This is a genomic window from Nitrospiraceae bacterium (assembly GCA_019637075.1).
In the GTDB taxonomy this organism is placed as follows: Bacteria; Nitrospirota; Nitrospiria; order Nitrospirales; family Nitrospiraceae; genus JAHBWI01.
Window position 1 is genome coordinate 160677 of the sequence record JAHBWI010000003.1, and the last position, 21460, is coordinate 182136.

Below are 21460 nucleotides of genomic sequence, written 5' to 3' on the forward strand. Positions count from 1 at the left end.
TGCGCATGGGAAATCTCGCCATCACCGTCGATCGTCTGTCGAAGCAATATCGGCTGGGCGCAGCCCGAGTTCGACACAACACGCTCCGTGACCATCTGATGTCGGGGCTAAGGACGATCGCACGCTGGGGGAGGGGATACGGTCAGAATGATTCCGCGTTCTGGGCCCTAAAGGATGTGAGTTTCGAGGTGCCTCACGGTGAGGTGCTCGGAGTGATCGGCCACAATGGGGCGGGCAAGAGCACGCTGCTGAAAGTTTTGTCGCGTATTACTCATCCCACGTCCGGCGCCGCCGACGTCTATGGTCGCGTGAGTTCACTTCTGGAAGTGGGAACCGGCTTCCATTCGGAATTGACCGGGCGGGAGAATATCTTTCTCAACGCCGCCATGTTGGGTATGCGGCGTTGGGAGGTGCAGCGTAAGTTCGACGAGATCGTGGCGTTTTCGGGCGTCGAGGCATTCATCGATACGCCGGTGAAGCGTTACTCAAGCGGCATGTATGTCAGGCTGGCATTCGCGGTGGCCGCGCATCTGGAGCCGGAAATTTTGATCGTCGACGAAGTGCTCGCCGTCGGTGACGCCAGCTTCCAGCAAAAATGCTTGGGAAAGATGGAAGAAGTGAGTCGAAGCGGTCGCACGATCTTGATCGTGAGCCACAATATGACCGTCATCGAGGGATTGTGTCAGCGTGCCCTTCTGTTGGAAAAGGGCCGGGTGGTTAAGGCCGGGCCTGCTCGGGAGGTTGTCGAGGGCTATGCCGACGGGATTGCCGGATTGGCCAGTTCGCCGATTGACGAGCGGCCTGATCGTGTGGGGCTGGGTGAGATTCAACTGACCCAAATTGAACTGTACGATGCGGCAGGGAAGCAGGTCGTGGCGGGCATGACGGGACGTGATCTGGTCATCCGTATGCACTATCGGTGTCTGAAGAATCAGGAGTTTTTGAACTGCCGCGTGAGTATCTCGGTGAATGGCCGAAAAGGGCACGACTTGTTCGTCTTATCGACGGATATCGTCGATCCGACGCCGCTCACCTTGAAGGGTGAGGGGTATGTGGATTTTGTGCTCCCCGAATTGCCCCTGACCGGGGGGGCCTACTTTTTCCAGTCCTACATCGAGTCAAACGGCCACGCACAAGATTGGATTAGGAACGTGGCGCCCTTGACGGTGATGGACGCCGACTATTATGGGACCGGAAAACTGTGTCCTCCCGGGTGGGAAGCCTGTGGCGTCCTCGTCAAATATCGCTGGAACCTTGTGCAGCCGTGATCATGGTCATCGCACGACGGCATCATGCCGTGGTTGTCGAATCGATACTCCGCGCTCGTTCGTGCTTCGAGGGACCCGCCTGGATCAAGTCCGATCAGTTGCGTGGATGCCATTCGGCGTTGTCTCGTCGGAGGTAACGTGTCTCGCTGGCCTCGCGCAGTTCCTGCTGCGAAAACTCGCTCTTCCATAGGCGTCCACACGAACTCGACATATAATGTCGGTAGGCGTGCGGACGGAGTGGTGAATGCAGGCGAGGCCCGAGGGGCACGAACTAGCGCAACTCGAACTAGCGGGACTGAAGCGCTCGCTGCAATGGACGGAGATCCAGCGGGAACAACTCCTGGATCGACTCGATATTCTCCGGCTCGAAAACCAGCGCCTCCAAGACCGCGTCGACGACCTCGAACGCCGGCTGGCCGAGTTGCGGCAGCAGCAACCGCTCTTTTAGCGCAGGCTGTGCGCGCGGCTCCTTTCCGACCCCCTTCCTACTGCTTCTCTCCGTGGTAGGACAATGAAGTATCCGATCCAAACAATCGAAGATCTGCGTTGGTTCCTGGCCCACACCCAAGGCTTCCGTGGCGGGTATGTGACCGATCTCCATCTGTCTAAGCGCAGACTGTTCGACGAAGTATCCGGCCGAGAGGTGCTGGTCGGGACGGTGGTCACACTCGTCATTCGCTACCATACATCCGGAGTACTGCGCGTGGCGAAGTTGACGTTCAGCGGCGTGAGTGACATTTCGGTCTTAGAGCAAGAGGGGGCCGATTGTTCCGTCCTCGGCGTGATTCAGGCGGAGTTCAGTGAGGGGCACTTGCGATTCTGGTTCGATCCGCAAGGTAAGTTGTACGTCGTATGCGAGGAAGCCTTTCTGGAGGAAGTGTCCAGCCCGCGAAGCGAATTGGGGATGGAGGCGAGCATGGCGCAATGGGTATTTCAGGCGGATGAGGCGGATGCGCCGACCGTCGAGTGGCTCCTCGACGCACTGGACGAGGCGGGGTTGCCTTCTGTATGGAAGCCGGTGGGGCAGGAGAGGAAGCGGCCGGCGGTGGTGCGCTGGGAGGGCGATCTCACTGCACCTGCGGCGGATGAAGGGCGGGCCGCGTCGGTGTCAATCCAGGCCTACGGGCCGCTGGATGGCGCGGGGTTCGGCATCCGCCTACGCACGAACGAAGACGCCGGCCGGCAGAGCGGACAATTGCTCGCCGTCGTGGCGGATATCGTCACGCGACATTTCTCAGGGACTTGCCTGGTCGGGCAGACCCTCCTCTCTCATGAGGAGTGGGCGAACTGGAAGTCATTGGGGAGCGGAGGGCGGGGCTGACGGCGCTGTCTTTGCCGCAGACTGGCTAATTGACGTGCCCGTTCCTCGCGTAGCTCTTGCCATTCCCGTTCATGTGTCCGTTCATCCCGTTCTTGCCGTTGACGCACTCCACGAGATGCCAGAACTTCAGCGGGTTCACCTTTTCCTTGCGGGCCACCTTTAAGGTCGTGCCTTCAAGGACGGTATTGAGGGAGAGGTCGGTGCGGAATCCGATGTGCTTGCACAGCGGCGAGATGACCTTTTCCACTGCGGCAATCAGCTTGTTGCCGTTGCTGAAATGATTGAGCATGATGATGCGGCCGCCTGGTTTGCAGACGCGGATCATCTCGTTGACCACCTTCCGGTAGTCCGGAACGGCCGTGACGACATAGGCCGCCATGACGGTGTCGAAGGTGTCATCTGCGAATTCCATCTTGCCGGCATCCATCAACATCAACCGAACATGGTCGAGGTGATAATGCGACTGGCGCTCCCGGGCTTTCGCGAGCATTCCGGCCGAGAGGTCGATGCCCGTCACCTCGCAGTTGCGGGGGTAATAGGATAAGGCGATACCAGTGCCGACGCCGACTTCAAGGATCTTTTCGGCAGGGCGGATCTTGAGGTTCCGGACTGCGGCTTCTCGCGATTCGTGGAAAATCTTTCCGAAGATGTGGTCGTAAACTCCGGAGTAGCTGGTGTACACACGTTCAACTTTCGCGAGATCCATCGTCCCTCCGCAAATTCACACGCCTCAAGAAGCACACTCCACAGTAGGGGAGTGTGATGGTTTGAGGTGTGGCAGTGGAAAAAAATCTATGAAGCCGGGAATGTGGCCCGATACAGCGAAGGCAACTGCCCGGATAGAAACGAGCCTAATGTAGCCAAAGCTCTACGGGGAGTCAACTGGTTCCTCCGGTTTTTCCGCCCGCTCGGTGCCCTTGGACTTGATTCTCCAAGAGACGCTGTGGGAAGTTGCGCGCTATGGTGTTGGCGGGTGCTTTTGCGATCGTACTCTTCATCGGGCTCATCATCGGGGATTGGGCGTATTTCATCCGCCTCACCTCGGATGCCAGTCGGTACGGGTATGCGCTGGGGCGGACTCATGAGCGCTGCACGGCCTTAACCGAATCGGCACTATTGCAACGCTTCGACGGCAACGGTGTCTTGTCGCTTCCGCACGGCGTGGCTCGGATCTTCCCCGAAGCAAAACGAATTCTGGTTCGCCCGACGTATCGATTACTGTCGATGCGCTTTCGCACGGCTTGGCCGATCAAAGGTTCGGTCGAGTGGACGGCAGCTGCCGAAGGCGCCGGTGTCGACTTGACCTGCGTGAAACGCGTGCCGTGGTCGTCGGCCCTGTTGACGCTGTCGTGGTTCGGGCTGGTGGGCTTTGGAACTTTGGGGTTTCTGATCAGCTTCGTGAGGGAAGGCGGCCTCTCTTCCCTGGGTGGTGTGCTCCTGGGCGTTGGTGTGACGGGAGTGGGGTTGATCGTCTTGGCCTTCGGGCTCTTGACGCTGGCGGTGGCCTATCGCCTGGAGAATACCAGACTGCTGTTGGTATACGACGAATTCCGCGAAGCGACTTTAGGCGCGGGGACGCCCCCCGGCTCGCCGCCCGCTGAGAAGGCCGGCCGATAGCTACGGCGTTGATCCCTAGGGGCGGGAGAGGTAAATCTCGAGGAGCTGATCGAAGTCCGAGGGCAGGTCGAGGTTTTGGCGGGAGCGTGCGAGTCCGGCGATGATGCCGCGATGTTTTTGGCTGAGCCCCGATTCGACGAAGGCCGCCCGATACTCGACCCAGCGCAACGTGGAGTCGGAGCTGAGGCGCTGCAGGTCTTCCGGGCTTAACGATTTGAGTTTGGCGGTCAGCCGTGCGAGCGCTTTTTCCACACTGTCATACGGTGGGGCGAGTTTCAGCCCGCGGTAGAATACCTCGAGACGTTCACGGAATTCGTCCCGCAGCTGCTCGACGGTCCCCGCGCTCTTCTGTTGTCCGGATGTCTGTCCCACCCTGTGTGCTCCCAGCCGATCCTCGGTGACGGCAGCTTACGGCAGGAGCGGGTGATGGCGCAATGCGTTTGATTTGAAACGTGCAGTCCTATTCGTGTCGTGTTTTTCTCTTTATATATGTGGAGGTGGTCATGGGGATGCGTATGGTGACGATAGTGATCGGATTGTTGCTGATGGGCCTGACCGGATGTTCCGGTCACCATCATGGAGCCTATGGTGGCGGTAAAGGCGACTACTATTGGGACAAAGCCGGCAAGGATGTCGGGTCTTTGGTGGAGAAGCACGTCAAGGATCCTGAAAAGGTCAAGCAGGTGAATGCGGTGATGGGCGAGATCATCGTGGAGATCAAGACGTCACGAGAGCAGAATCGCCAGTACCACCGTAGACTTTATGAGCTGAATGCGCAGTACGATGCGGCGCCGGAGGAGTTCACCAAAATATTGGACGAGTTGAACAACAGCCGGATGCGGTCGGCCGCGAAGATTCTCGGGTTGCGATTCAAGATGAAGAACCTGCTCTCTGCGGAGGAGTGGAAAGCCTTGTCGGATGAGATGAAGAGTTACGGGAGCCGCTATTACGGGAAGTCCCCGGAGGGTGCCCACGGCGCCTCGTAACCGCTACGGAGACGAGAGCCCCGGGAAGTGACTCAGGCCCGGTTGATGATTGAGGAAAAGCAGGTGGGCGGGTTGTTCCGAGAGGTCCAACCCGCTCACCGACACATGGTCGATGCGGGCCCGTCGCAAATCTGAGAGGTTCATGTGTAGGTAGTGGGCGAGGATGGCGCGGATGACGTCACCGTGCGAGACGAATACGTGGGGCCCGGTCTTGCCTGATCGAAGTCCTTGCTCCACAGCGGCGACAGCCCGCCGTTGCACCTCCCGCAGTGTTTCGCCTCCCTCGGGTCTGGCCTCATCCGGCTTACGGTACCAGTCTCGTTTCGCCGGATCATCGGCGAAGTCCCGCCAGTAGCGATTGATCCATCGTCCGACACCGATTTCGCTCAAGCCCGAAAGTGTCTCGACGTCGACGGCGGCGGCGGCCCCGAGGATAGCGGCCGTTTGCACGGCTCGCAGGACGGGACTGGCAAACAGACTGCCGATCCCGGAGCGGGCCAAGACCTGCGCGACTTCGTGGGCTCGACGCTCTCCTTCGGCATTGAGGGGAATGGGCTGATCGCCCATGACCCGGCCTTCGCGGTTCCAATCGGTTTCGCCGTGTCGGATCAGGAACACGATAGCCATGGACCCCCTCATCACTGTCGGTTATGGCGAGGGCTGGGCTGTCGGGCGTCTGTCGAGAGGGAGGGGCGTCCAGGTGTCGCCGCCGTCGGAAGAGCGATAGAGTCCACTACCGTTGGTTCCAGCATAGATCAACTGTGGGTTACTCGCGCTCATAGAGATGGTACGGACGTTGAGCGTTTCGAGGCCTTGGTTTTTGGCCTGCCAGGTTTTCCCGCCGTCCATGGACTTCAACACGCCGGCTCGTCCGCCTACGTAGAGTACGCGGGGATCCGTGGGATGGAGGACGAGGGTGCTCACGAATTGATCGGGGAGTCCTTGTCCGACCTCCTCCCACTTCTCCGCCCTGTTCGCCGAGCGGAACAAGCCCCTGGTCGTACCGGCATACACGAAATTGGAATTGGTCGGGTCCACGGCCAAGACGTTGACGCCCAGAGCCATCGAGGCGTTCAACACATCTTCGGGGATCAGTCCATTGTTGACCCGTACCCAACTGCTGCTTCCATCCTCGCTTCGGTAGGTGCCGCCGGTAGTGCCGGCATAGAGCACGCGCGGGTTCTTCCGGTCGATGGTCATGCAGGTGACGATGTGGACTTCCTTCATGCCGGCCATGCGCTCGTCCCAGGAGCGGCCTCCGTCCTTGGTCGCGAAGGCGCCGATGGTCGTGGCCAGATAAATGATGTCGGTATTATTCGGGTCGAAGACGAATTCGCTGACGAAGGAGACGTGTTCCTTCAATCCAACGTTATGGGGCAGCCAATGTTGGCCGCCGTCGGGGCTTTTGTAGACGGCATCGCCCATCGTGCCGGCATAGATGGTGGCGGGGAGTTTGGGATCGATGGCCAAGGTCGTCACCCGGCGGGCGGTAAAACTGGGAAATTGCTCCCAGGTGTTTCCGCCATCCCGCGTTTTGAGGACACCGTCGTTCGTGGCGACGTAGAGTATGTTCGGGTTGGACGGATGCACCGCGATGGAGACCACCGCAGCTTCTTGCTTGCCGCAGGCGGCCAACAGGCACAGGAACGACAACAGAAGGCCGGAGACGAATTGTGAGTAGGGGCGAACTCGGCGCATGGCGATGGCGAGTGACGTAATCACAGCGAGGGTGGGGAGTCAAGTCGGGCTATCACAGCTTCTTTCCGAAACGGGAAGCATAGCCGGTCAATTCCACATAGCCATCCCCTGACACCGTGGTCCCGCGCGAACGGCCCGTGGCCTTCACGGCTCCTTCCCAGTAGGTGACCTGTGTGCTGATGGGTGTCTGCAATTCCTGCTCCGGGAGCAGAGACGAGATGTCCAGATCGAGGCCGATTGATGGGGCGGTCATCTTCCATTGCTGCGGGTAGCGCGCGCCGGATTTCGGGCTGGTCCAGTAGGAGCGGGCTTCGATAGTCACGTCCCGTACGGCGAGCGGGTGAACGGATCCATCCGTCAGGATAACGGTGCCGCTTGAGGCTGGGTCGTCGGACCCGTCCCCATGGCGTAGCCGGTACCACATCACTTCGGTATTGTCGGACAGTTGCAGGCTAAACCAGTCCCAGCCCACGATGTCAGCTCCCAAACCCGACGAGCCGAACTCATGATCCATCCAACTCAAACCGGTCACGGACAGCCATTCGCTGCCGACCCGAATCCGGCCCTCCGTCGCGAGCCTGGTGAGTGAATAATAATGTGAGGCCTGGCTTGGGTCGGCGCCTTTCCGGCTGATGCCGTCCCCTCCGTGGACGATCGGAGATTTACTGGGGGTGACGGTCAGGTCGATGGCAAAATCGTCGGTATTCGCTTGTAAGCGTTGCCGGCCGGTTCCGTCAGAGTCTTCCACGGCAGACCACTGATCGATCCAGACACGCAGGCCGTCGCCGGCAGCCCCAGCCTTTCCAAGTCCGGCCCGGCTGACCTTCTCGGACATCGAGAATCGTCCTTGCCCAAGATCGGTCAGGGCGAAATGTGCGAGATAGAGGTGACGGATCGACCATTCGGAGGGTATGGTTTTGATCGAGTCCGGCGGAATTCCCCGGCGGAAGAAGGTCAATTCAAATCCGAAGCGGCGGTCGTCTCCGGCGGTCAGATGTCCCGTGTAATACCACCATTCGGTCCGAAACCCTTCGTGCGCGCCGTGGTCCTGCGGAAAGCGGTACTGATAGCCCGGCTTGGCGGACAAAAATTCCTGTGGAAGATTGGCCGGCGCGACGGCAGGGATTCCGACGAGCGAGAGCAGCCACACCACAAGAGTGAGCAGGCGACAGCGGAAGCCGTTTGGGGCATGTCGACGAACGCCAGTATTCATGAGGGTTTTCGTGGTTTTCCTCTCCTTACGTGAGCATGCCGTGCCGTTGACAATTTTGCGGAGCATCAGCTATCGTGAGCCATGTTTTTGGAGCCTGAACGCGATCAACTTGGCCGTGAACCTGCGGGAAAACCGCAGCCATTTCCGGTCCCGGAACGGATTCCCCTCTTTCCCCTTCCAAACGTGGTCTTCTTCCCGAAAACCTATCTGCCGCTTCATGTCTTTGAACCACGCTATCGGCAAATGGTAGCGGATGCGGCGACGCAAGGGCAATGCATCGGGATGGCGCTCTTGAAGGAAGGATGGGAGGACCAGTATTACAAGAATCCCCCGATCTTTTCGATGGGCTGCGTCGGTCGGCTGGTGAGCGTGCAGAAGTTACCGGACGGTCGGTCGAACATTCTTCTACAGGGGATCGAGCGCTACGAGGTTCGGGAGGAGTTCTTCGATAAGCCCTATCGAGAGGCTCGTATCACGCTGCGGCCTCGGGAAGCGGACGTCGCTCTCGACGCAGGGCTTCGCGCGTATCTCACGGGTGTATTGCAGCAATATCTCCATGTCGATGAAGAGGCGGCAGCGCTTCAGAGTCTGGTTCGGCCTGATGTCAGCGACGTCGTATTCGTCCATCAGTTGTCGACCTATCTGGAATGCACGCCGCTCGAAAAACAGTTCTTGCTGGAGGCCGACAGCCTCTCGCAACATGCGCGACGCTTGAGCGACTTGATTCATTTCAAGCTGGACGAACGGCGCGGCGCCAGGGGGTGGGGATGATGTCCCGTCAAGTTGCAATCGAAGTGTCCCATCTGGCGAAGGTCTACGATAAGGTTCGCGCCGTCGATGATCTCTCGTTCCAGGTTCAAACCGGCGAGATCTTTGGGCTGCTCGGGCCGAATGGGGCCGGAAAGAGCACGACGCTCCGGATTCTCATCACATTGCTGAATCCGACGTCCGGATCCGCGAAGATTTTCGGCCTGGACAGCGTGGTGGATGCCGACCGGGTGCGGCAGACGATCGGATATGTGCCGCAGGAGCGGGCCATCGACCGGTTCTTGACCGGCCGCGAGCATTTGGAGTTGCTGGCCAACTTGTATCACCTGCCTGCGGACGAGGCGACGAAACGAATCGCCCACCTGTTGAAGCTGGTGGAGTTGGAAGCCCATGCGGACCGTCCGGCCAAAACCTATTCCGGCGGTATGAAACGTAAATTGGATATCGCCTGCGGCCTGCTTCCGGATCCGAAGATCCTGTTCCTCGATGAGCCGACATTGGGATTGGACGTACAGAGCCGGCTCCGCATCTGGGACCATGTCCGGGCCATGCGGGAGCGTGGGATCACGGTCGTGATGACGACCAACTACCTGGATGAGGCCGACCAACTCTGCGACCGCATCGCCATCATCGACACCGGCAAGATCAAAGCCATCGGATCGCCGACGGAACTCAAGGCCGGCTTGGGTGGCGACATCGTTTCGTTGACCATCCGCGAGCAGTCGCGCCTGGAGGCCCTGGCGGCTGCGCTGAAGGCGCTCCCCGTCATTCGTGCGGTCACGGTGAAGCCGACGGGCCTGGATATCCGCGTGGATTCTCCGGAGAAGGCGCTGCCGGCCATCTTGGAGGCGGCCAATCGCCTGACCTGCCAAATCGAGTTTATCGACTATCACCGCCCCCGACTCGATGATGTGTTCATTGCCCACACGGGCCGCTCGATCAAGGACGACACTCCCAAGGAAAGCGAAGGGTCATGAAGGAATATTGGCAGGAAATCAAAGCCTTGACGATGCGCTGGGTGCGTCGCCTCAGCCGTGAAAAGTTCAGCATGCTCTTCACGCTGGTCCAGCCGATGCTGTTTTGGCTGATCTTCTTCGGCAATCTGTTTCAGCGGGCCGCCGACACACAGGTGACCCAGGCTCCCAATTACATCAGTTTTCTTGCAGCCGGGGTCGTGGTGATGACCGTGTTGAACAACGGATTAGCCGGCGGGGTCGATCTCCTGTTCGATAAGGAGAATGGCTTTCTCGAGCGATTGATGTCGACACCGATCCACCGCACCTCGGTCATCCTCAGCCGGTTCATTTTCGTGATGACCATTACCTCGATGCAAGTGCTGGTGATTCTCGGTGTCGCGTTCTTGTTCGGTGTCCAGCCTGCGACAGGGCTGCTCGGCGTGGCGATGATTCTGCTGATCGGCATGCTCTTCGGGGTCGGCCTCACCGCGATCTCCATGGCGATGGCCTTCTCGGTCAAGAGCCACGGCGATTTCTTCTCCGTGCTGGGTTTCCTGTCCTTGCCGATGATCTTCCTCAGCTCCGCATTGGTGCCTCTGGCTGCGATGCCGGGCTGGATGGGATTTCTGGCGAAGTTCAACCCGATGACCTGGGCAATCGATGCCGTGCGGCCTTTGATTCTCCAAGGCTGGACGGAAGCGCTGCCGCATGTGGGCGCGGTCATCGTCGTCATGCTGTTGTTCGACGCCCTGTGTCTCTACGGAGGCGCCAAGGCGTTCCGTCGCGCGATGGGGTAGGGTTCGTGGGAGTCATGCCGCGTCCCACGCGGCGGGGAGCAAGTCAGACCGAGTGAAGTTTGGACCAACCATGCTGGCGAATGAAAATCAGATCCGCGCCTTGATTCGTCTCTTGGGCGACGAGGATGAACGGATCGTTCGCACGATTCGGGGGAAACTCATCGATTACGGGGATTGCGCCGTCCCCCTGTTGCAGGAAGCCGAAATCGAGCAGCCCGATATGTCCGATCGCATTGCGACGGTGCTCGAGGAAATTCGCGGCGCCAGGCTCGAGGAGGAACTGCGCGAACTCGTCGATGCGCCGGGAGAAGACATGGACCTGGAAACCGGAGCCTTCGTCTTGGCGCGGTATGCGTATCCCATGCTGGACGTGCCGGCCTACGCGTCGCTGTTGGATCGAATGGCGCGGGAGGTACGCGAGCAGATCGGGAACCGCGTCTCGGGGGAAGAAACAGTCAAGGCCTTGAACCGCTACCTGTTCACCGAATGCGGATTCAAGGGCAACACGAAGAACTATTACGAAGTCGAAAACAGCTACCTGAACCGCGTGATCGACCGCCGGACCGGCATTCCCATCAGTCTCTCCACCGTCTATCTCCTGATCGGGAAGCGGCTTCAATTGCCCGTGCATGGGATCGGAATGCCCGGGCATTTTTTGGTGAAGTTCGATTCCGACAAGTACAAAGTCTTCATCGATTGTTTCAACGGGGGCGCGCTGCTGACGGAAAAGAACTGTGCCCGATTCCTGACCGAGGCCGGCTACGGCTTCGAGGAGCGCTTCCTTCAGCGAAGTCCGACCCGCGCCATCCTCACCCGCATGATCAAGAATTTGCTGGCGATCTACAGCAAGCTGGACGATCCGCTCAAGAAGTCTCGACTCTTGCGGTTCGTTGAGATTCTGGGGTGCGAGCAGCGAGAGGGCGGACTCTAGCTCTCAGCTTCGCCACCGGAACAGATCCTTCGCCATCCTGATCCGTCCCCCGAAATACTGCCCCGCTTGGCCTCGCACATCGTAGCGTTCCGCAATCGGATAAAAATGAGAAAGAAGGAGTTGGTCGACGCCGGCCTGCTGCGCCACTTGGCCGCATTCTCCCGCATGCAGGTGGGCGGGGCCCGGGCGGTTCTCGGGAAACGAGCAATCGAGGATGGCGAGGTCCGCATTCTCGCAGAGCCGCACCAACGATTCGCATTTCACGGAATCCCCTGAATAGACGACGGCGCAGCCCTCATACTCGATCCGGTAACCAAGGCAGTGGAGGCGAGGAGCGTGCGTCACGGTGCCGGGTCGAATGGACGTGTCACCCAGCCGGAAGCTCCGGTCCGAGGCCTCGCGAACGGTGACGCGAAACGGGGCGCGGTTGAAGCTGGGGAAGTTGCTCATCATGGCGGCCATCAATTTCTTGGTGCCGCGGGGACCGATCAGCGTGAGCGGCGGTCTGGTCCCGCCCTGATACTTGCAGTAGATGATCGCGTCGAAGAAGAAGGGAATGAAATCGGCAAAGTGGTCGGCGTGGAAATGTGAGAACAGGATATGGGTGATGCGGTGGCGATCGGTGCCGGATTTGATCAGATTCGTCAGCGTGCGGGGTCCGAAGTCCAGCAGAAACAGGTGATCGGTTTGGACGAGGTACCCCGCGGCTGCTCTGTCCGGATGGACGTTGGTGCCCGAGCCGAGGACGGTGACCCGCATCATGGCCGGGGCGAGGTCTGAAAGCTTTGCTGCAGGCGCAGCAGGAGGGTTCGCAACTGGTCGGCCTCCTTCTGGGTCAAGGCCCGCTTGAAAAACGGCAGCAGAAACGCGATATGGGCGGAGAATGTCTTCCGGAACAGCGCGTCCCCCTTGTCGGTGAGCTTGATCCGGATGCTTCGCCGATCGTCTTTGACGGGGGTGCGGCGAATCAAGCCCTTCGCGGCCAGCCTATCCAATACACCGGTGAGCGTGCCCTTGGTAACCAGCGTCGCCTCCGACAGTTCGGCGCAGGTCAGGCCGTCGGTGTCTCCCAAGGTGGCGATCACATCGAACTGGGATTGGGTCAGACGAAGCGACCGGATGTGGCGGTTGTCCGCGCGAGAGAAGGCCAAATAGGTCTCGACGAGCGGACGGAGCACCTTCAAGTAGGGGTCGGATTTGAGATCGGGGAGTTCCACGGCCCGCGCAGCCTAGTCATTGTGCCAGCATCTGTCAAGAGTATAGGACCGCGTTGACGCCGCAAGGACGGGCCCCCTATCATGCAGCCCGTCATGCCTCGCTATTCTCAGGCCGGTCAGGCCAACCTCACGGCGATTTTCTTGCTCCTCGCACTCGTCGTCTCAGGAGTATGGATCTGGAAGCGCCTGACTCCCGACGTTCAAGAAACGATTATCGACCAGGCCATTCCGCTGGCCGCCCTGCTGCTGGCCGTTGGCGTCGCGACGTGGTGGCTGGTTCGGAAGATCCAGGCAACACGAAATCGGCGCCTCGTCCGGGATCGATTGATCGCACGGCTGGAAAAGGAACCGGCCGGAGAAAAGCGATTGGAATTGGCCTTCGCCCTGATCGAAACGAATGAGTATCAACGAACCGGGCTCGAAGCCGTGGCCCCGCGGCTCCAGGAATTATTTACCACGACGCTGAAACGCGCGCTCGGCGACAAACAGCATCGCGTGCGCGGCATGGCGGCCAGCCATTTGGGCGTGATCGGGGACAAGACCGCGGTGGCAACGTTGTTGGCGGCGTTGGAAGACGACCATGCTTACGTCCGGGGCTGCGCAGCCTTGGGACTAGGGCGGTTGCGGGCGGAGGAAGCCAAGGACAAGTTGGCGGAGATGAGCAAGGAAGACTGGGATCAAACGGTTCGGAGTCGGGCAAGGGAGGCGCTGGAGCGGATCAGGTGATGAGGCCTAGGCGGCCCATTCGAGCAAGACGATTTCCGGAGGGCAGTTGATGCGGGCCGGCAGCCCCGACCATCCGAGTCCGCGATTTACGTAGAGACGGTGGCCGTTCTTGCTGTAAAAGCCGTTCGTCCGCCCGTCGCAACCGGGTGGAAGCCAAAAGGTCGGCAAAAACCGGAATCGCCACTGTCCCGCATGGCTGTGACCGCAGAGCGCCAGATCGACCTGGTGCCGAGGGGACAGCTGGTCCAAAATGTTCGGCGCATGGGCGAGGAGCAGCGTGAACCGTTCCGGCCGTCGCGAGGGGATGCAACGGAGGTCGGCTCGGTGAAGCGAAGGATCGTCGACCCCCACAATCGCCAGCTCCGCTCTCTCGACGGGAATGTACGTGACTTGGTTTTGCAGCAGCACGATCTTGTGGCGATCGAAGGCGTCCGTGAATTCGTCGACTCGCAAGCCGCTGTAATGGTCATGGTTCCCAAGGGTGACGAACACCGGCGCAATGCGGCGCAGACCAGATAAAAAAGTCATCAGGTGCGGGAGGCCGTCCCGAACGTTGAGCAGGTCGCCGGTGATGAAGATCCAATCCGGTTTCAAGTCCGCGAGGGTGTCAACGAGGGTGCGGTGACGCGGCAAATATCGGTCCAGGTGAAGATCGGTGATATGCACGGCGCGTCGGCCGGCCAGGGCCGGGCAGGTGATCGACAGCTTCGTCACCTCTGCCGGTTCCAGCCCGAACTCGAACCCCGGCAGCAGGTTGAAAAAATGGTGAAAGGGCCGACTGAGCCAGTGGCCGAGCCAGACCCGTGCAAGTTCCTGAAACCGAATCAGGCGACCGATCATTCCATCACCTGATTCAGGCTGGCGCGGTCGGCCGGGGTCAATCGGTAACCCTGTTCATACAGCTGGCTCATTCCCTCCATCAAGGCTTCCATTCCCCTGGATTCATGCAGCCGGTCGAAGACGGCGGTGAGGGAACGCAGGTGTGTGGCATTGCCGGTGGAAGGGTCTGAGGGAAGTTTCAGCGCCGCCAGAACGTCGTGTAGTTCGCGCGGGCTGTAGCGATTATTGTCGTCGCCGTCTCCGACGAGCGCGAACTCATAGAACGTCAGGCTCAAGGAGAGGAGCGACTGCGTACGTTGGAAGTCCGTGCGCACCGCCTCCACGCCGCCGGGATAGGCGGCTCGGCATTCCGCCGGCTCGTCCTGCGTCAACCAGGCGTCGTAGATGGTCTCACGATCGGGCGACCACGCGATACCTTGCACGATGGGCGGGGGAGCCTTTTTCCGTTCCTGCTGGTAGAAATAACTCAGGCAGCGGCTGGCGACACTGAAGGCTTGCTTATCCGTGGTCGTCTGGCGCTGGATATGTCGGGTAAATTGAGCGAACACATCCACGACTTCGAAGGGGGCGGCCGACGCCGGTGCCACTCCCCAACCCGCCGCTGCAACGGCGGTCAGGGACAGCAGCATGACGAGGGTGTGAAGGGCTCGTTGGTGCATCGTCATGGTCGGGGATTGGTATGCGGCGTTGAGCAACTGTCGATAAGTATAGCACGGGCTTCGGGCCGGCCGAGCAATTTCTCTCGAGGTTCCGTCGTGCCGAGAAAGGTGGTGCCGAGTGGTGGCGACGCAGTCCATGTTGGATGACACGGTTCCATACCTGACGTCCGAGGTTCCGGGGGTCGGGGGACGTATTCGCTCGGCGCCGGAAGATTTTTGCGTGGAAGAACGTCCGCTGTATTTGCCCTGCGGAACGGGTGAGCATTTGTACCTTCGTATCCGGAAACGGGGTCTGTCCACGCCGGATCTTGTGTCGATGCTCTCGTCGCGTCTGGGGATCAAGGCCCAGGGGATCGGGGTAGCCGGGCTCAAGGACGCGCAGGCGGTGACCTCACAAATGGTTTCGCTGCACGGTGTGAAGGACGAGGCCGTGGCGCGCCTGCAGCCGGACGAGCGGCTGCTTGCCGTGGAGGTGCTCGGTCGTCATCGGAATCGCTTACGGAAAGGACACCATGCCGGCAACCATTTCCGGCTGGTCATTCGGGGCGTACGGGAGTCGTGCGAAGAGGCGGTCCGGGAGATTCTGGAGGCATTGGTGCGGCGCGGTGTGCCGAACTATTTTGGTCCGCAACGGCAAGGGCGGGGGGGGGACAACTTCCGCCTCGGCGCCGAATTGCTGACGGACCCTGAGCGGCGGAAGCGCATGAGCCGGTCGAAACGCATGTGGTTCATGAACTCCTACCAATCCTTTGTCTTCAATCATATATTGGCCAAGCGCATCGATAGCCTCGACCGAGTCTTCTTGGGCGATTGGGCGATGAAGACGGATAACGGCGCCTGCTTCCCGGTGGAACAGCCGGAGGTGGAACAACTTCGGGCCGATCGTTTTGAAATCAGCCCGACGGGCCCGTTGTTCGGATCGCGTGCTCCCTGGGCCACGGGCGTGCCGGGCGAAATCGAACGGGCGGTGGTGACGGACTTGGGCACTACGATGGAACAGTTATCTCAAGCCGGTGCAGAATGTGGATTCCGGGGCGAGCGACGCGCCCTCCGGGTGGCTTTGAACGAGTTGGAATGGGAGCTGAAAGGCAGCGACCTGACGCTCTCATTTTGGCTCCAACCGGGATCCTATGCGACCAGCGTGTTGAGGGAAGTGATCAAAACCGGCCCATAGTGCGCGCTGCGTGGTAGAATCTATTCACGTTCCCCCTGTTGAGTCGAGAGTTACCTGAAGAAAGGAGCTCTCATGTCCCAATCACAAGAAATGGTCCTCCTGGAGGGCCACATCATCGATTCGTTGATCCTGGCCAAAGTTCTGGACACGATCCTGATGATGGGCGGCTCATTCGATCTCAATCACGTGACGATCGGCGCCACGAGGGAAGCTCCTTCGGAAGCCCGGATTACCGTGCGCGCCCCATCCGGACGGCTGCTCTCCGATATTCTCCGCGCCATCCAGCCCCACGGCGCGACGGTGGAAGGTGAAGGGGATTGCCGTTTCGAACCGGCTCCCGCCGCGGGGGTATTTCCCGAGCAGTTCTATGCGACGACACATTTGCCGACGCAGATACGGCTCGAGGGCGAATGGGTCGAAGTGGAGGCCATGGAAATGGACCTCGGTATTTGTATCGATCCTGCCAGGAGCCGCGCCCGAACGGTGCCGATGGGGGAGGTGAAGGCAGGAGACCTCATCGTGACCGGTCGTGAAGGGATCAGGGTCGTCCCGCTTGAGCGCCCCAGGGAACGGGATGTCTTCAGCTTCATGCAGTCGGTGGTATCGGCGGAACGACCGCATCAGCCGGTGGTGGCGGACATTGCGCGAAGAATGCAGGACCTGCGAGAGCGGCACCGAGCCGGGCAGCGGGGAGGGAAGGTGTTGGTGGCGGGGGGGCCGGCGATCGTCCACGGCGGCGGGCGGGAGTCGCTCACCTGGCTGATTGAGCAGGGGTTTGTGCAAGTGTTGTTTTGCGGTAACGCGTTGGCGGCGCATGACATGGAGGCGGATGTGTATGGGACGTCGCTGGGCTACGGCCTTTCGGCAGGCCGCTCGGTGCCTCATGGCCACGAACATCACTTGCGGACGATCAATCGTATCCGTGCGATCGGCGGTATCCGGGAGGCGGTCACCACGGGCCTCATCAAGCATGGAATCATGGCGGCCTGCGTGCGGCACGATGTGGATGTGGTGATGGCGGGCACGATCCGCGACGATGGCCCGTTGCCGGGAGTGATCACCGACTCCGTGGAGGCACAGCGTGCGATGCGAGCGGCCGTGCCGGGAATCGGATTGGCGCTGCTGATCGCATCCACCCTCCATGCCGTAGCAACGGGCAATCTGTTGCCGGCGACCGTGCCGACTGTGTGCGTTGACGTGAATCCCGCCGTTCCGACCAAGCTTGCAGACCGAGGCAGCTTTCAGGCCGTCGGTTTGGTGATGGACGCCGCGTCGTTTTTGACTGAGTTGGCGCGTGAATTGGGGTGGCGTCCATGAGTCGTCTGCTGGTGTGCCCTCCCGATTATTTCAGTATCGACTATGAGATCAATCCTTGGATGCGTCGGGCCAACGCCGTCAATCCGGAGGAGGCCGTGCGGCAGTGGCATGGTTTGATGGAAGTGCTGGAAGGGGTGGTGGGCGCTGCCGTTGAGCGGATGGCTCCTGTCCAAGGCCTGCCGGATTTGGTCTTCACGGCAAATGCCGGTGTCGTTGTCGGGCGTAAGGCCGTGATCAGTCGATTTCGTCACCCGGAGCGTCGGCGCGAAGAAACCCATTTTGCCGCATGGTTCACGCAGCACGGGTATGAGGTGCTCACGCTGGATCCGCAGTTCTATTTCGAAGGTGCTGGAGATTTACTCGGTTTTCCCGACCGGTGGTTCGGCGGCTATCGTCAGCGGTCCGACATTCGAGCCTTTCCCCACATCGGCGAGCTGTTCAAGAAAGAAATCATTCCGCTCGAATTGGTGGACGGGCGCTTCTACCATCTCGACACGTGCTTCTGTCCCTTGAGCGGAGGAGAACTTCTGTATTTTCCATCGGCGTTCGATCCCTATGCGCAGAAGGCGATCATGGAACAGATTCCGGACCGCCGTCGCTTGGCGGTGCCGGAGGAAGAAGCCTTGCGGTTTGCCTGCAACGCAGTCTGCGTCGGCAAGCATGTCGTCCTTCCTGCCGGATGCCCTCGTACGATGGACCTCTTGGATCGTGCCGGGTATATGCCTCACCCCACGCCGCTGGATGAGTTCATGAAGTCCGGTGGTTCCGCCAAGTGCCTCACCCTCGCACTCGATTAGGCCAAACCCCTCGCCTCCACAACGTTTCTGTGCTGGAGAACACCTTTCAGAACTTTCTCATCATGAGCGCAAGAGGGCCTGCAGAATAGGCGGCGCTCCTCGAGCATCGCCGCCGGCGGTGGCTCGAAGTGTTGGGTAGGACTATGCTTTGGTTCGAAAGAGAAACGACAGATACAAGCCGGCGATGGCGGTCGTCGTGAGTTCGATCGTGAGGAGCATGCGGCTGACGATGGCATCCGGTTGTGGAGGAGACAGGATGAACCGAAAACCGAGAAAGGCGGCCGGCTGCGAGGGAGGGCTCTCCCAGGGGGGAAAGACTAGAGCAACCAGTAGAAGGCCGACCATTCCATAAAGGATGTTGATGTTGAGCTGCTCCTTCTCCTTCCCTGTTCCGGGTCTCAGGGCGGCCTGCGGCGGTGAGCCATCGAGCGCCCGGCCGCATTGCGTGCAGAATCGGTTGATCTCGGGGAGGTCGTGTCCGCAGGAAGGACAGGGCTTCATAGTGGTCCTTTGATTGAGGGCATTAGCCTATCCTGTGGTGAGTCGGATTTCCAGTGGGCTCTGTGGGGCCGCTTCGTTGACACATCCGAAAAGGCGTTTCTATAATTCGCCGCAACGAGATCGCTGCGGGGTCGCAGCGAACAACCGGCCATACGGCCCTGAGGGGTGGGTGACGTGAGCAGATCAATGCCGACGGTCGCGGTGATTGGTGCGGGAGCTTGGGGAACTGCCCTGGCCGCCCACCTGGCTGCAAAGCCCGTGGCGGTCCGCCTCTGGGCGTATGAGAAGGAAGTCGTGGAGTCGATCACGCGCGACCGCGAAAACCGGATGTTTTTATCAGGGGTGCCGTTACCGGAGACATTGTCCGCCACCGGCTCCTTGCACGACGCGGTGACCGGGGCCGATGCCTTGGTGTTTGCCGTGCCATCTCACGTCGCGCGTCGGGTACTGCGCCAGCTGGCGTCCGTCATGACCGAGCCGATGCCGTTCATCAGCGCCACCAAGGGGATCGAAGAGGACACCCTCGCCCTGATGACACAGGTGATGACCGAGGAACTTCCGCCGTCGATCCATCCTTTTCTCATGGTGCTCTCGGGCCCCAGTTTCGCGGCAGAAGTGAGCGCGCGTAAGCCCACGGTCGTTTGCCTCGCCGGCGGCAATGCAGAGGCCGTGAAGCAGATCCAGGGTCTATTCATGACGCCGACGTTTCGCGTCTACGCGGATGACGATCTCATCGGCGTGCAACTCGGCGGGGCATTGAAGAACGTGATGGCAGTGGCGGCCGGGGTCGTGGACGGTCTGGGGTTAGGCCACAATGCTCGCGCCGCCTTGATCACGCGCGGACTGGCGGAAATGATCAGGTTGGGGTCGGCGATGGGCGCGGACCCGCGGACGTTCTACGGACTGTCCGGTGTCGGGGATCTGATCCTGACTTGCACGGGGGCGCTCAGCCGCAACCATTCGGTCGGGGTGCGGCTTGGACAGGGCGAGCGGTTGGAAGCGATTCTAGCCAGCATGCATGCCGTGGCCGAAGGGGTACGCACTGCAAAGGCCGCGCTCGGCTTGGCGAGGCGTCACGGCGTGGAGATGCCGATCGCGCAGGAGATTAATGCAGTGCTTTTCGAAGGGAAATCCTGCCGCCAAGCGGTCGGGGACCTCATGGAGCGGGAAGCCAAGGGAGAAAAGGGAATCGCGTGAACCAGGAACAACTGACGTCATTGCTGGAGCAAGTTCGCGAGGGATCGCTGGATATTTCGGATGCCCTGCGGCGGTTGCGCACGCTGCCCTATGAGAATTTGGGGTTTGCCTCGCTGGACCACCATCGCGTCTTGCGGCAGGGTTTCCCGGAAGTCATCTTTTGCGAAGGGAAGACTGAACGGCAGGTGGTGGCGATCGCCCGAACGCTGCTGAGCAAGAATGACTCGTTGTTGGCGACCAGAGTCGATCGATCGGTCGCGAAGGCGCTGCTTCGGCTGGAGAAGCAGGCTGTCTACCACGAGTCGGCACGCGTGGTGTCGATCGCATCGCCGAAACAAGTGCGAAAGGGGTCGGTGCTGATCGTGACGGCAGGCACCGCCGATATTCCTGTGGCGGAAGAGGCGAGGGTGACCGCGGAAACGATGGGCAGCTACACCGAAACCCTGTATGACGTCGGTGTGGCCGGTCTCCATCGCCTGCTTGGCCAGCAGGATCGTCTGCATGACGCACGCGTGTTGGTCGTGGCCGCCGGGATGGACGGGGTCTTGCCGAGTGTCGTCGGGGGCTTGGTCCGTCAGCCGGTTGTGGCGGTTCCGACCAGTCGAGGGTATGGAGCCCATTTCGGCGGGCTGGCTGCTCTCTTGACCATGCTGAATTCCTGTGCGGCCGGCGTCGCGGTGATGAACATCGACAACGGGTTCGGTGCGGGGTGTTTGGCCCACCGGATCAACATGGTGGGAGAGGAGACTGTCGGCCCGGGGAGCGAAGAAGCCGTCGGCGTTCGGCGATCAGCCGGCCGAGCGGGTGCCAAGAGGCGGCTCGGAAAATCTCAGCGCTGAGCCCTGATGATTGGGGGCCCTCCTCAAGAGTCGGCAGGCCCGACCGTCATTTCACCGCGAAGGTCCCGCGCTTCGGCCAGGACAGCATCTGCGTACGCTGGCCCTTGTCTCCGTTGCTCAGCAGTTTGGCCCGCACTTCATATTCATAGGGGCCTGGCGGCGCGGGCAGTTTGTTGTGATCCAACCCATCCCAGACCAACTCGATCTGCACCTGCTTCGGCAGGGCATCTGCCGACCCGCTGTTGTGCCCGACCGACTGGTGGGCGTGGATCGGTTGGCGGTCTGAGAGGAACCGCAACGAGGTCATGGAGGGGGAGGTGAGGAGTGCGGACACTTCGAGCATCAGGGTCTCATCGACTTCCTTCGGCAACTGAATTCTGGCGGAAAAATGAAAAGGCCCTGAATTGGGATGGTACGGAATCGGGGAGGCGTGCAGTTCCAGGATCTTGAGCTCGGGCTCCGGTCTCGGCACGGTTTTCTGCTTGGTCTTCGCGAGGGCATCCTGGCCTGGTGCGAACAGGACCGTCAGAATCCCGGCCACCAGGATAAGCAGGGGAAGCCAGCGGCCTGCTGGGATCGGGATTGAGTCGATGCCGGCGGTCTTTGAGTTGGTCATGCGGGTCGCTGTTTGCTCGTAG

Annotated in this window: 26 protein-coding genes; 15 read left to right on the forward strand and 11 right to left on the reverse strand. The window is 60.5% G+C overall.

The features are described from left to right. The first annotated feature begins 5 nt into the window (after window positions 1-5). The 3 genes from KF814_08945 to KF814_08955 all read left to right on the forward strand — a co-directional run bounded on the left by KF814_08945 (window position 6) and on the right by KF814_08955 (window position 2589). Window positions 6-1268: an ABC transporter ATP-binding protein gene (locus KF814_08945; GenBank protein MBX3236265.1), complete on the forward strand. Its 1263-nt coding sequence runs from the start codon at window positions 6-8 to the stop codon at window positions 1266-1268. A gap of 244 nt (window positions 1269-1512) precedes the next feature. Beyond that, window positions 1513-1716 (forward strand): hypothetical protein, encoded by a 204-nt coding sequence (locus KF814_08950; protein MBX3236266.1) that lies wholly within the window; start codon window positions 1513-1515, stop codon window positions 1714-1716. Between the two features lie 63 nt (window positions 1717-1779). Then, complete coding sequence (locus KF814_08955) at window positions 1780-2589, forward strand: hypothetical protein (protein MBX3236267.1); 810 nt, start codon at window positions 1780-1782, stop codon at window positions 2587-2589. Window positions 2590-2614: 25 nt separating this feature from the next. Here the strand turns inward: KF814_08955 and KF814_08960 are convergent, their stop codons facing one another. Then, entirely contained in the window at window positions 2615-3295 is a 681-nt protein-coding gene (locus tag KF814_08960) for a methyltransferase domain-containing protein (GenBank protein ID MBX3236268.1), read from the reverse strand. Window positions 3296-3549: 254 nt separating this feature from the next. Between KF814_08960 and KF814_08965 the strand changes: the two genes are divergently transcribed. Next, entirely contained in the window at window positions 3550-4206 is a 657-nt protein-coding gene (locus KF814_08965) for a hypothetical protein (protein MBX3236269.1), read from the forward strand. A 15-nt stretch (window positions 4207-4221) separates the two neighbouring features. Here KF814_08965 and KF814_08970 read toward each other — a convergent pair whose 3' ends face one another. After that, window positions 4222-4578, reverse strand: coding sequence for a hypothetical protein (locus KF814_08970; GenBank protein ID MBX3236270.1), 357 nt, complete (start codon window positions 4576-4578; stop codon window positions 4222-4224). Between the two features lie 131 nt (window positions 4579-4709). Between KF814_08970 and KF814_08975 the strand changes: the two genes are divergently transcribed. After that, the gene (locus tag KF814_08975; protein ID MBX3236271.1) at window positions 4710-5192 is read left to right on the forward strand and encodes a hypothetical protein; all 483 of its coding nucleotides are present in this window, start codon (window positions 4710-4712) and stop codon (window positions 5190-5192) included. A 3-nt stretch (window positions 5193-5195) separates the two neighbouring features. On the opposite strand, the gene KF814_08980 is transcribed toward KF814_08975, so the two are convergent. From KF814_08980 to KF814_08990, 3 genes are read right to left on the reverse strand one after another with little or no spacing between them, the layout of a single operon-like run. Continuing rightward, window positions 5196-5819, reverse strand: a complete 624-nt coding sequence (locus KF814_08980; protein MBX3236272.1) for a histidine phosphatase family protein — start codon at window positions 5817-5819, stop codon at window positions 5196-5198. A gap of 21 nt (window positions 5820-5840) precedes the next feature. Next, window positions 5841-6914 (reverse strand): hypothetical protein, encoded by a 1074-nt coding sequence (locus KF814_08985; protein MBX3236273.1) that lies wholly within the window; start codon window positions 6912-6914, stop codon window positions 5841-5843. Window positions 6915-6942: 28 nt separating this feature from the next. Then, window positions 6943-8103 (reverse strand): carotenoid 1,2-hydratase, encoded by a 1161-nt coding sequence (locus KF814_08990; protein MBX3236274.1) that lies wholly within the window; start codon window positions 8101-8103, stop codon window positions 6943-6945. 81 nt (window positions 8104-8184) lie between these two features. Between KF814_08990 and KF814_08995 the strand changes: the two genes are divergently transcribed. The 4 genes from KF814_08995 (at window position 8185) to KF814_09010 (ending at window position 11555) form a co-directional block, all read left to right on the forward strand. Continuing rightward, window positions 8185-8874, forward strand: coding sequence for an LON peptidase substrate-binding domain-containing protein (locus KF814_08995; protein MBX3236275.1), 690 nt, complete (start codon window positions 8185-8187; stop codon window positions 8872-8874). After that, complete coding sequence (locus tag KF814_09000) at window positions 8871-9848, forward strand: ATP-binding cassette domain-containing protein (protein ID MBX3236276.1); 978 nt, start codon at window positions 8871-8873, stop codon at window positions 9846-9848. The genes KF814_08995 and KF814_09000 overlap by 4 nt, the downstream gene beginning before the upstream one ends. After that, window positions 9845-10624, forward strand: a complete 780-nt coding sequence (locus tag KF814_09005; protein ID MBX3236277.1) for an ABC transporter permease — start codon at window positions 9845-9847, stop codon at window positions 10622-10624. The genes KF814_09000 and KF814_09005 overlap by 4 nt, the downstream gene beginning before the upstream one ends. Before the next feature lie 70 nt (window positions 10625-10694). Further along, a complete protein-coding gene (locus KF814_09010; protein MBX3236278.1) occupies window positions 10695-11555 on the forward strand; it encodes a transglutaminase family protein in 861 nt (286 codons plus the stop codon). Window positions 11556-11558: 3 nt separating this feature from the next. Here the strand turns inward: KF814_09010 and KF814_09015 are convergent, their stop codons facing one another. Both KF814_09015 and KF814_09020 read right to left on the reverse strand, forming a co-directional pair. Then, entirely contained in the window at window positions 11559-12317 is a 759-nt protein-coding gene (locus KF814_09015) for an MBL fold metallo-hydrolase (protein ID MBX3236279.1), read from the reverse strand. Next, entirely contained in the window at window positions 12314-12772 is a 459-nt protein-coding gene (locus KF814_09020; protein MBX3236280.1) for a MarR family transcriptional regulator, read from the reverse strand. The genes KF814_09015 and KF814_09020 overlap by 4 nt, the downstream gene beginning before the upstream one ends. A gap of 81 nt (window positions 12773-12853) precedes the next feature. Here KF814_09020 and KF814_09025 point away from each other — a divergent pair, with 81 nt between their 5' ends. Further along, a complete protein-coding gene (locus KF814_09025) occupies window positions 12854-13498 on the forward strand; it encodes a HEAT repeat domain-containing protein (protein MBX3236281.1) in 645 nt (214 codons plus the stop codon). A 6-nt stretch (window positions 13499-13504) separates the two neighbouring features. On the opposite strand, the gene KF814_09030 is transcribed toward KF814_09025, so the two are convergent. Then, the gene (locus tag KF814_09030) at window positions 13505-14338 is read right to left on the reverse strand and encodes a metallophosphoesterase (GenBank protein MBX3236282.1); all 834 of its coding nucleotides are present in this window, start codon (window positions 14336-14338) and stop codon (window positions 13505-13507) included. After that, on the reverse strand, window positions 14335-14997 hold the full coding sequence (locus KF814_09035) for a hypothetical protein (GenBank protein ID MBX3236283.1): 663 nt from the start codon (window positions 14995-14997) through the stop codon (window positions 14335-14337). Before KF814_09035 ends, KF814_09030 begins: the two co-directional genes overlap by 4 nt. A 121-nt stretch (window positions 14998-15118) precedes the next feature. Between KF814_09035 and KF814_09040 the strand changes: the two genes are divergently transcribed. From KF814_09040 to KF814_09050, 3 genes are all read left to right on the forward strand, one after another. Next, window positions 15119-16171 (forward strand): tRNA pseudouridine(13) synthase TruD, encoded by a 1053-nt coding sequence (locus tag KF814_09040; GenBank protein MBX3236284.1) that lies wholly within the window; start codon window positions 15119-15121, stop codon window positions 16169-16171. 72 nt (window positions 16172-16243) lie between these two features. Beyond that, a complete protein-coding gene (locus KF814_09045; GenBank protein ID MBX3236285.1) occupies window positions 16244-17488 on the forward strand; it encodes a TIGR00300 family protein in 1245 nt (414 codons plus the stop codon). Continuing rightward, window positions 17485-18285: a hypothetical protein gene (locus KF814_09050; GenBank protein ID MBX3236286.1), complete on the forward strand. Its 801-nt coding sequence runs from the start codon at window positions 17485-17487 to the stop codon at window positions 18283-18285. The genes KF814_09045 and KF814_09050 overlap by 4 nt, the downstream gene beginning before the upstream one ends. Window positions 18286-18426: 141 nt before the next feature. Here KF814_09050 and KF814_09055 read toward each other — a convergent pair whose 3' ends face one another. Continuing rightward, on the reverse strand, window positions 18427-18786 hold the full coding sequence (locus KF814_09055) for a zinc-ribbon domain-containing protein (GenBank protein ID MBX3236287.1): 360 nt from the start codon (window positions 18784-18786) through the stop codon (window positions 18427-18429). A gap of 186 nt (window positions 18787-18972) precedes the next feature. On the opposite strand from KF814_09055, the gene KF814_09060 reads away from it, so the two are divergent. Together KF814_09060 and larB are read left to right on the forward strand one after the other, a co-directional pair. Further along, complete coding sequence (locus KF814_09060; GenBank protein ID MBX3236288.1) at window positions 18973-19983, forward strand: NAD(P)-dependent glycerol-3-phosphate dehydrogenase; 1011 nt, start codon at window positions 18973-18975, stop codon at window positions 19981-19983. Continuing rightward, complete coding sequence (larB, locus tag KF814_09065; GenBank protein ID MBX3236289.1) at window positions 19980-20822, forward strand: nickel pincer cofactor biosynthesis protein LarB; 843 nt, start codon at window positions 19980-19982, stop codon at window positions 20820-20822. The genes KF814_09060 and larB overlap by 4 nt, the downstream gene beginning before the upstream one ends. 46 nt (window positions 20823-20868) lie before the next feature. Here the strand turns inward: larB and KF814_09070 are convergent, their stop codons facing one another. Continuing rightward, window positions 20869-21438, reverse strand: a complete 570-nt coding sequence (locus tag KF814_09070; protein ID MBX3236290.1) for a hypothetical protein — start codon at window positions 21436-21438, stop codon at window positions 20869-20871. Window positions 21439-21460 lie beyond the last annotated feature (22 nt).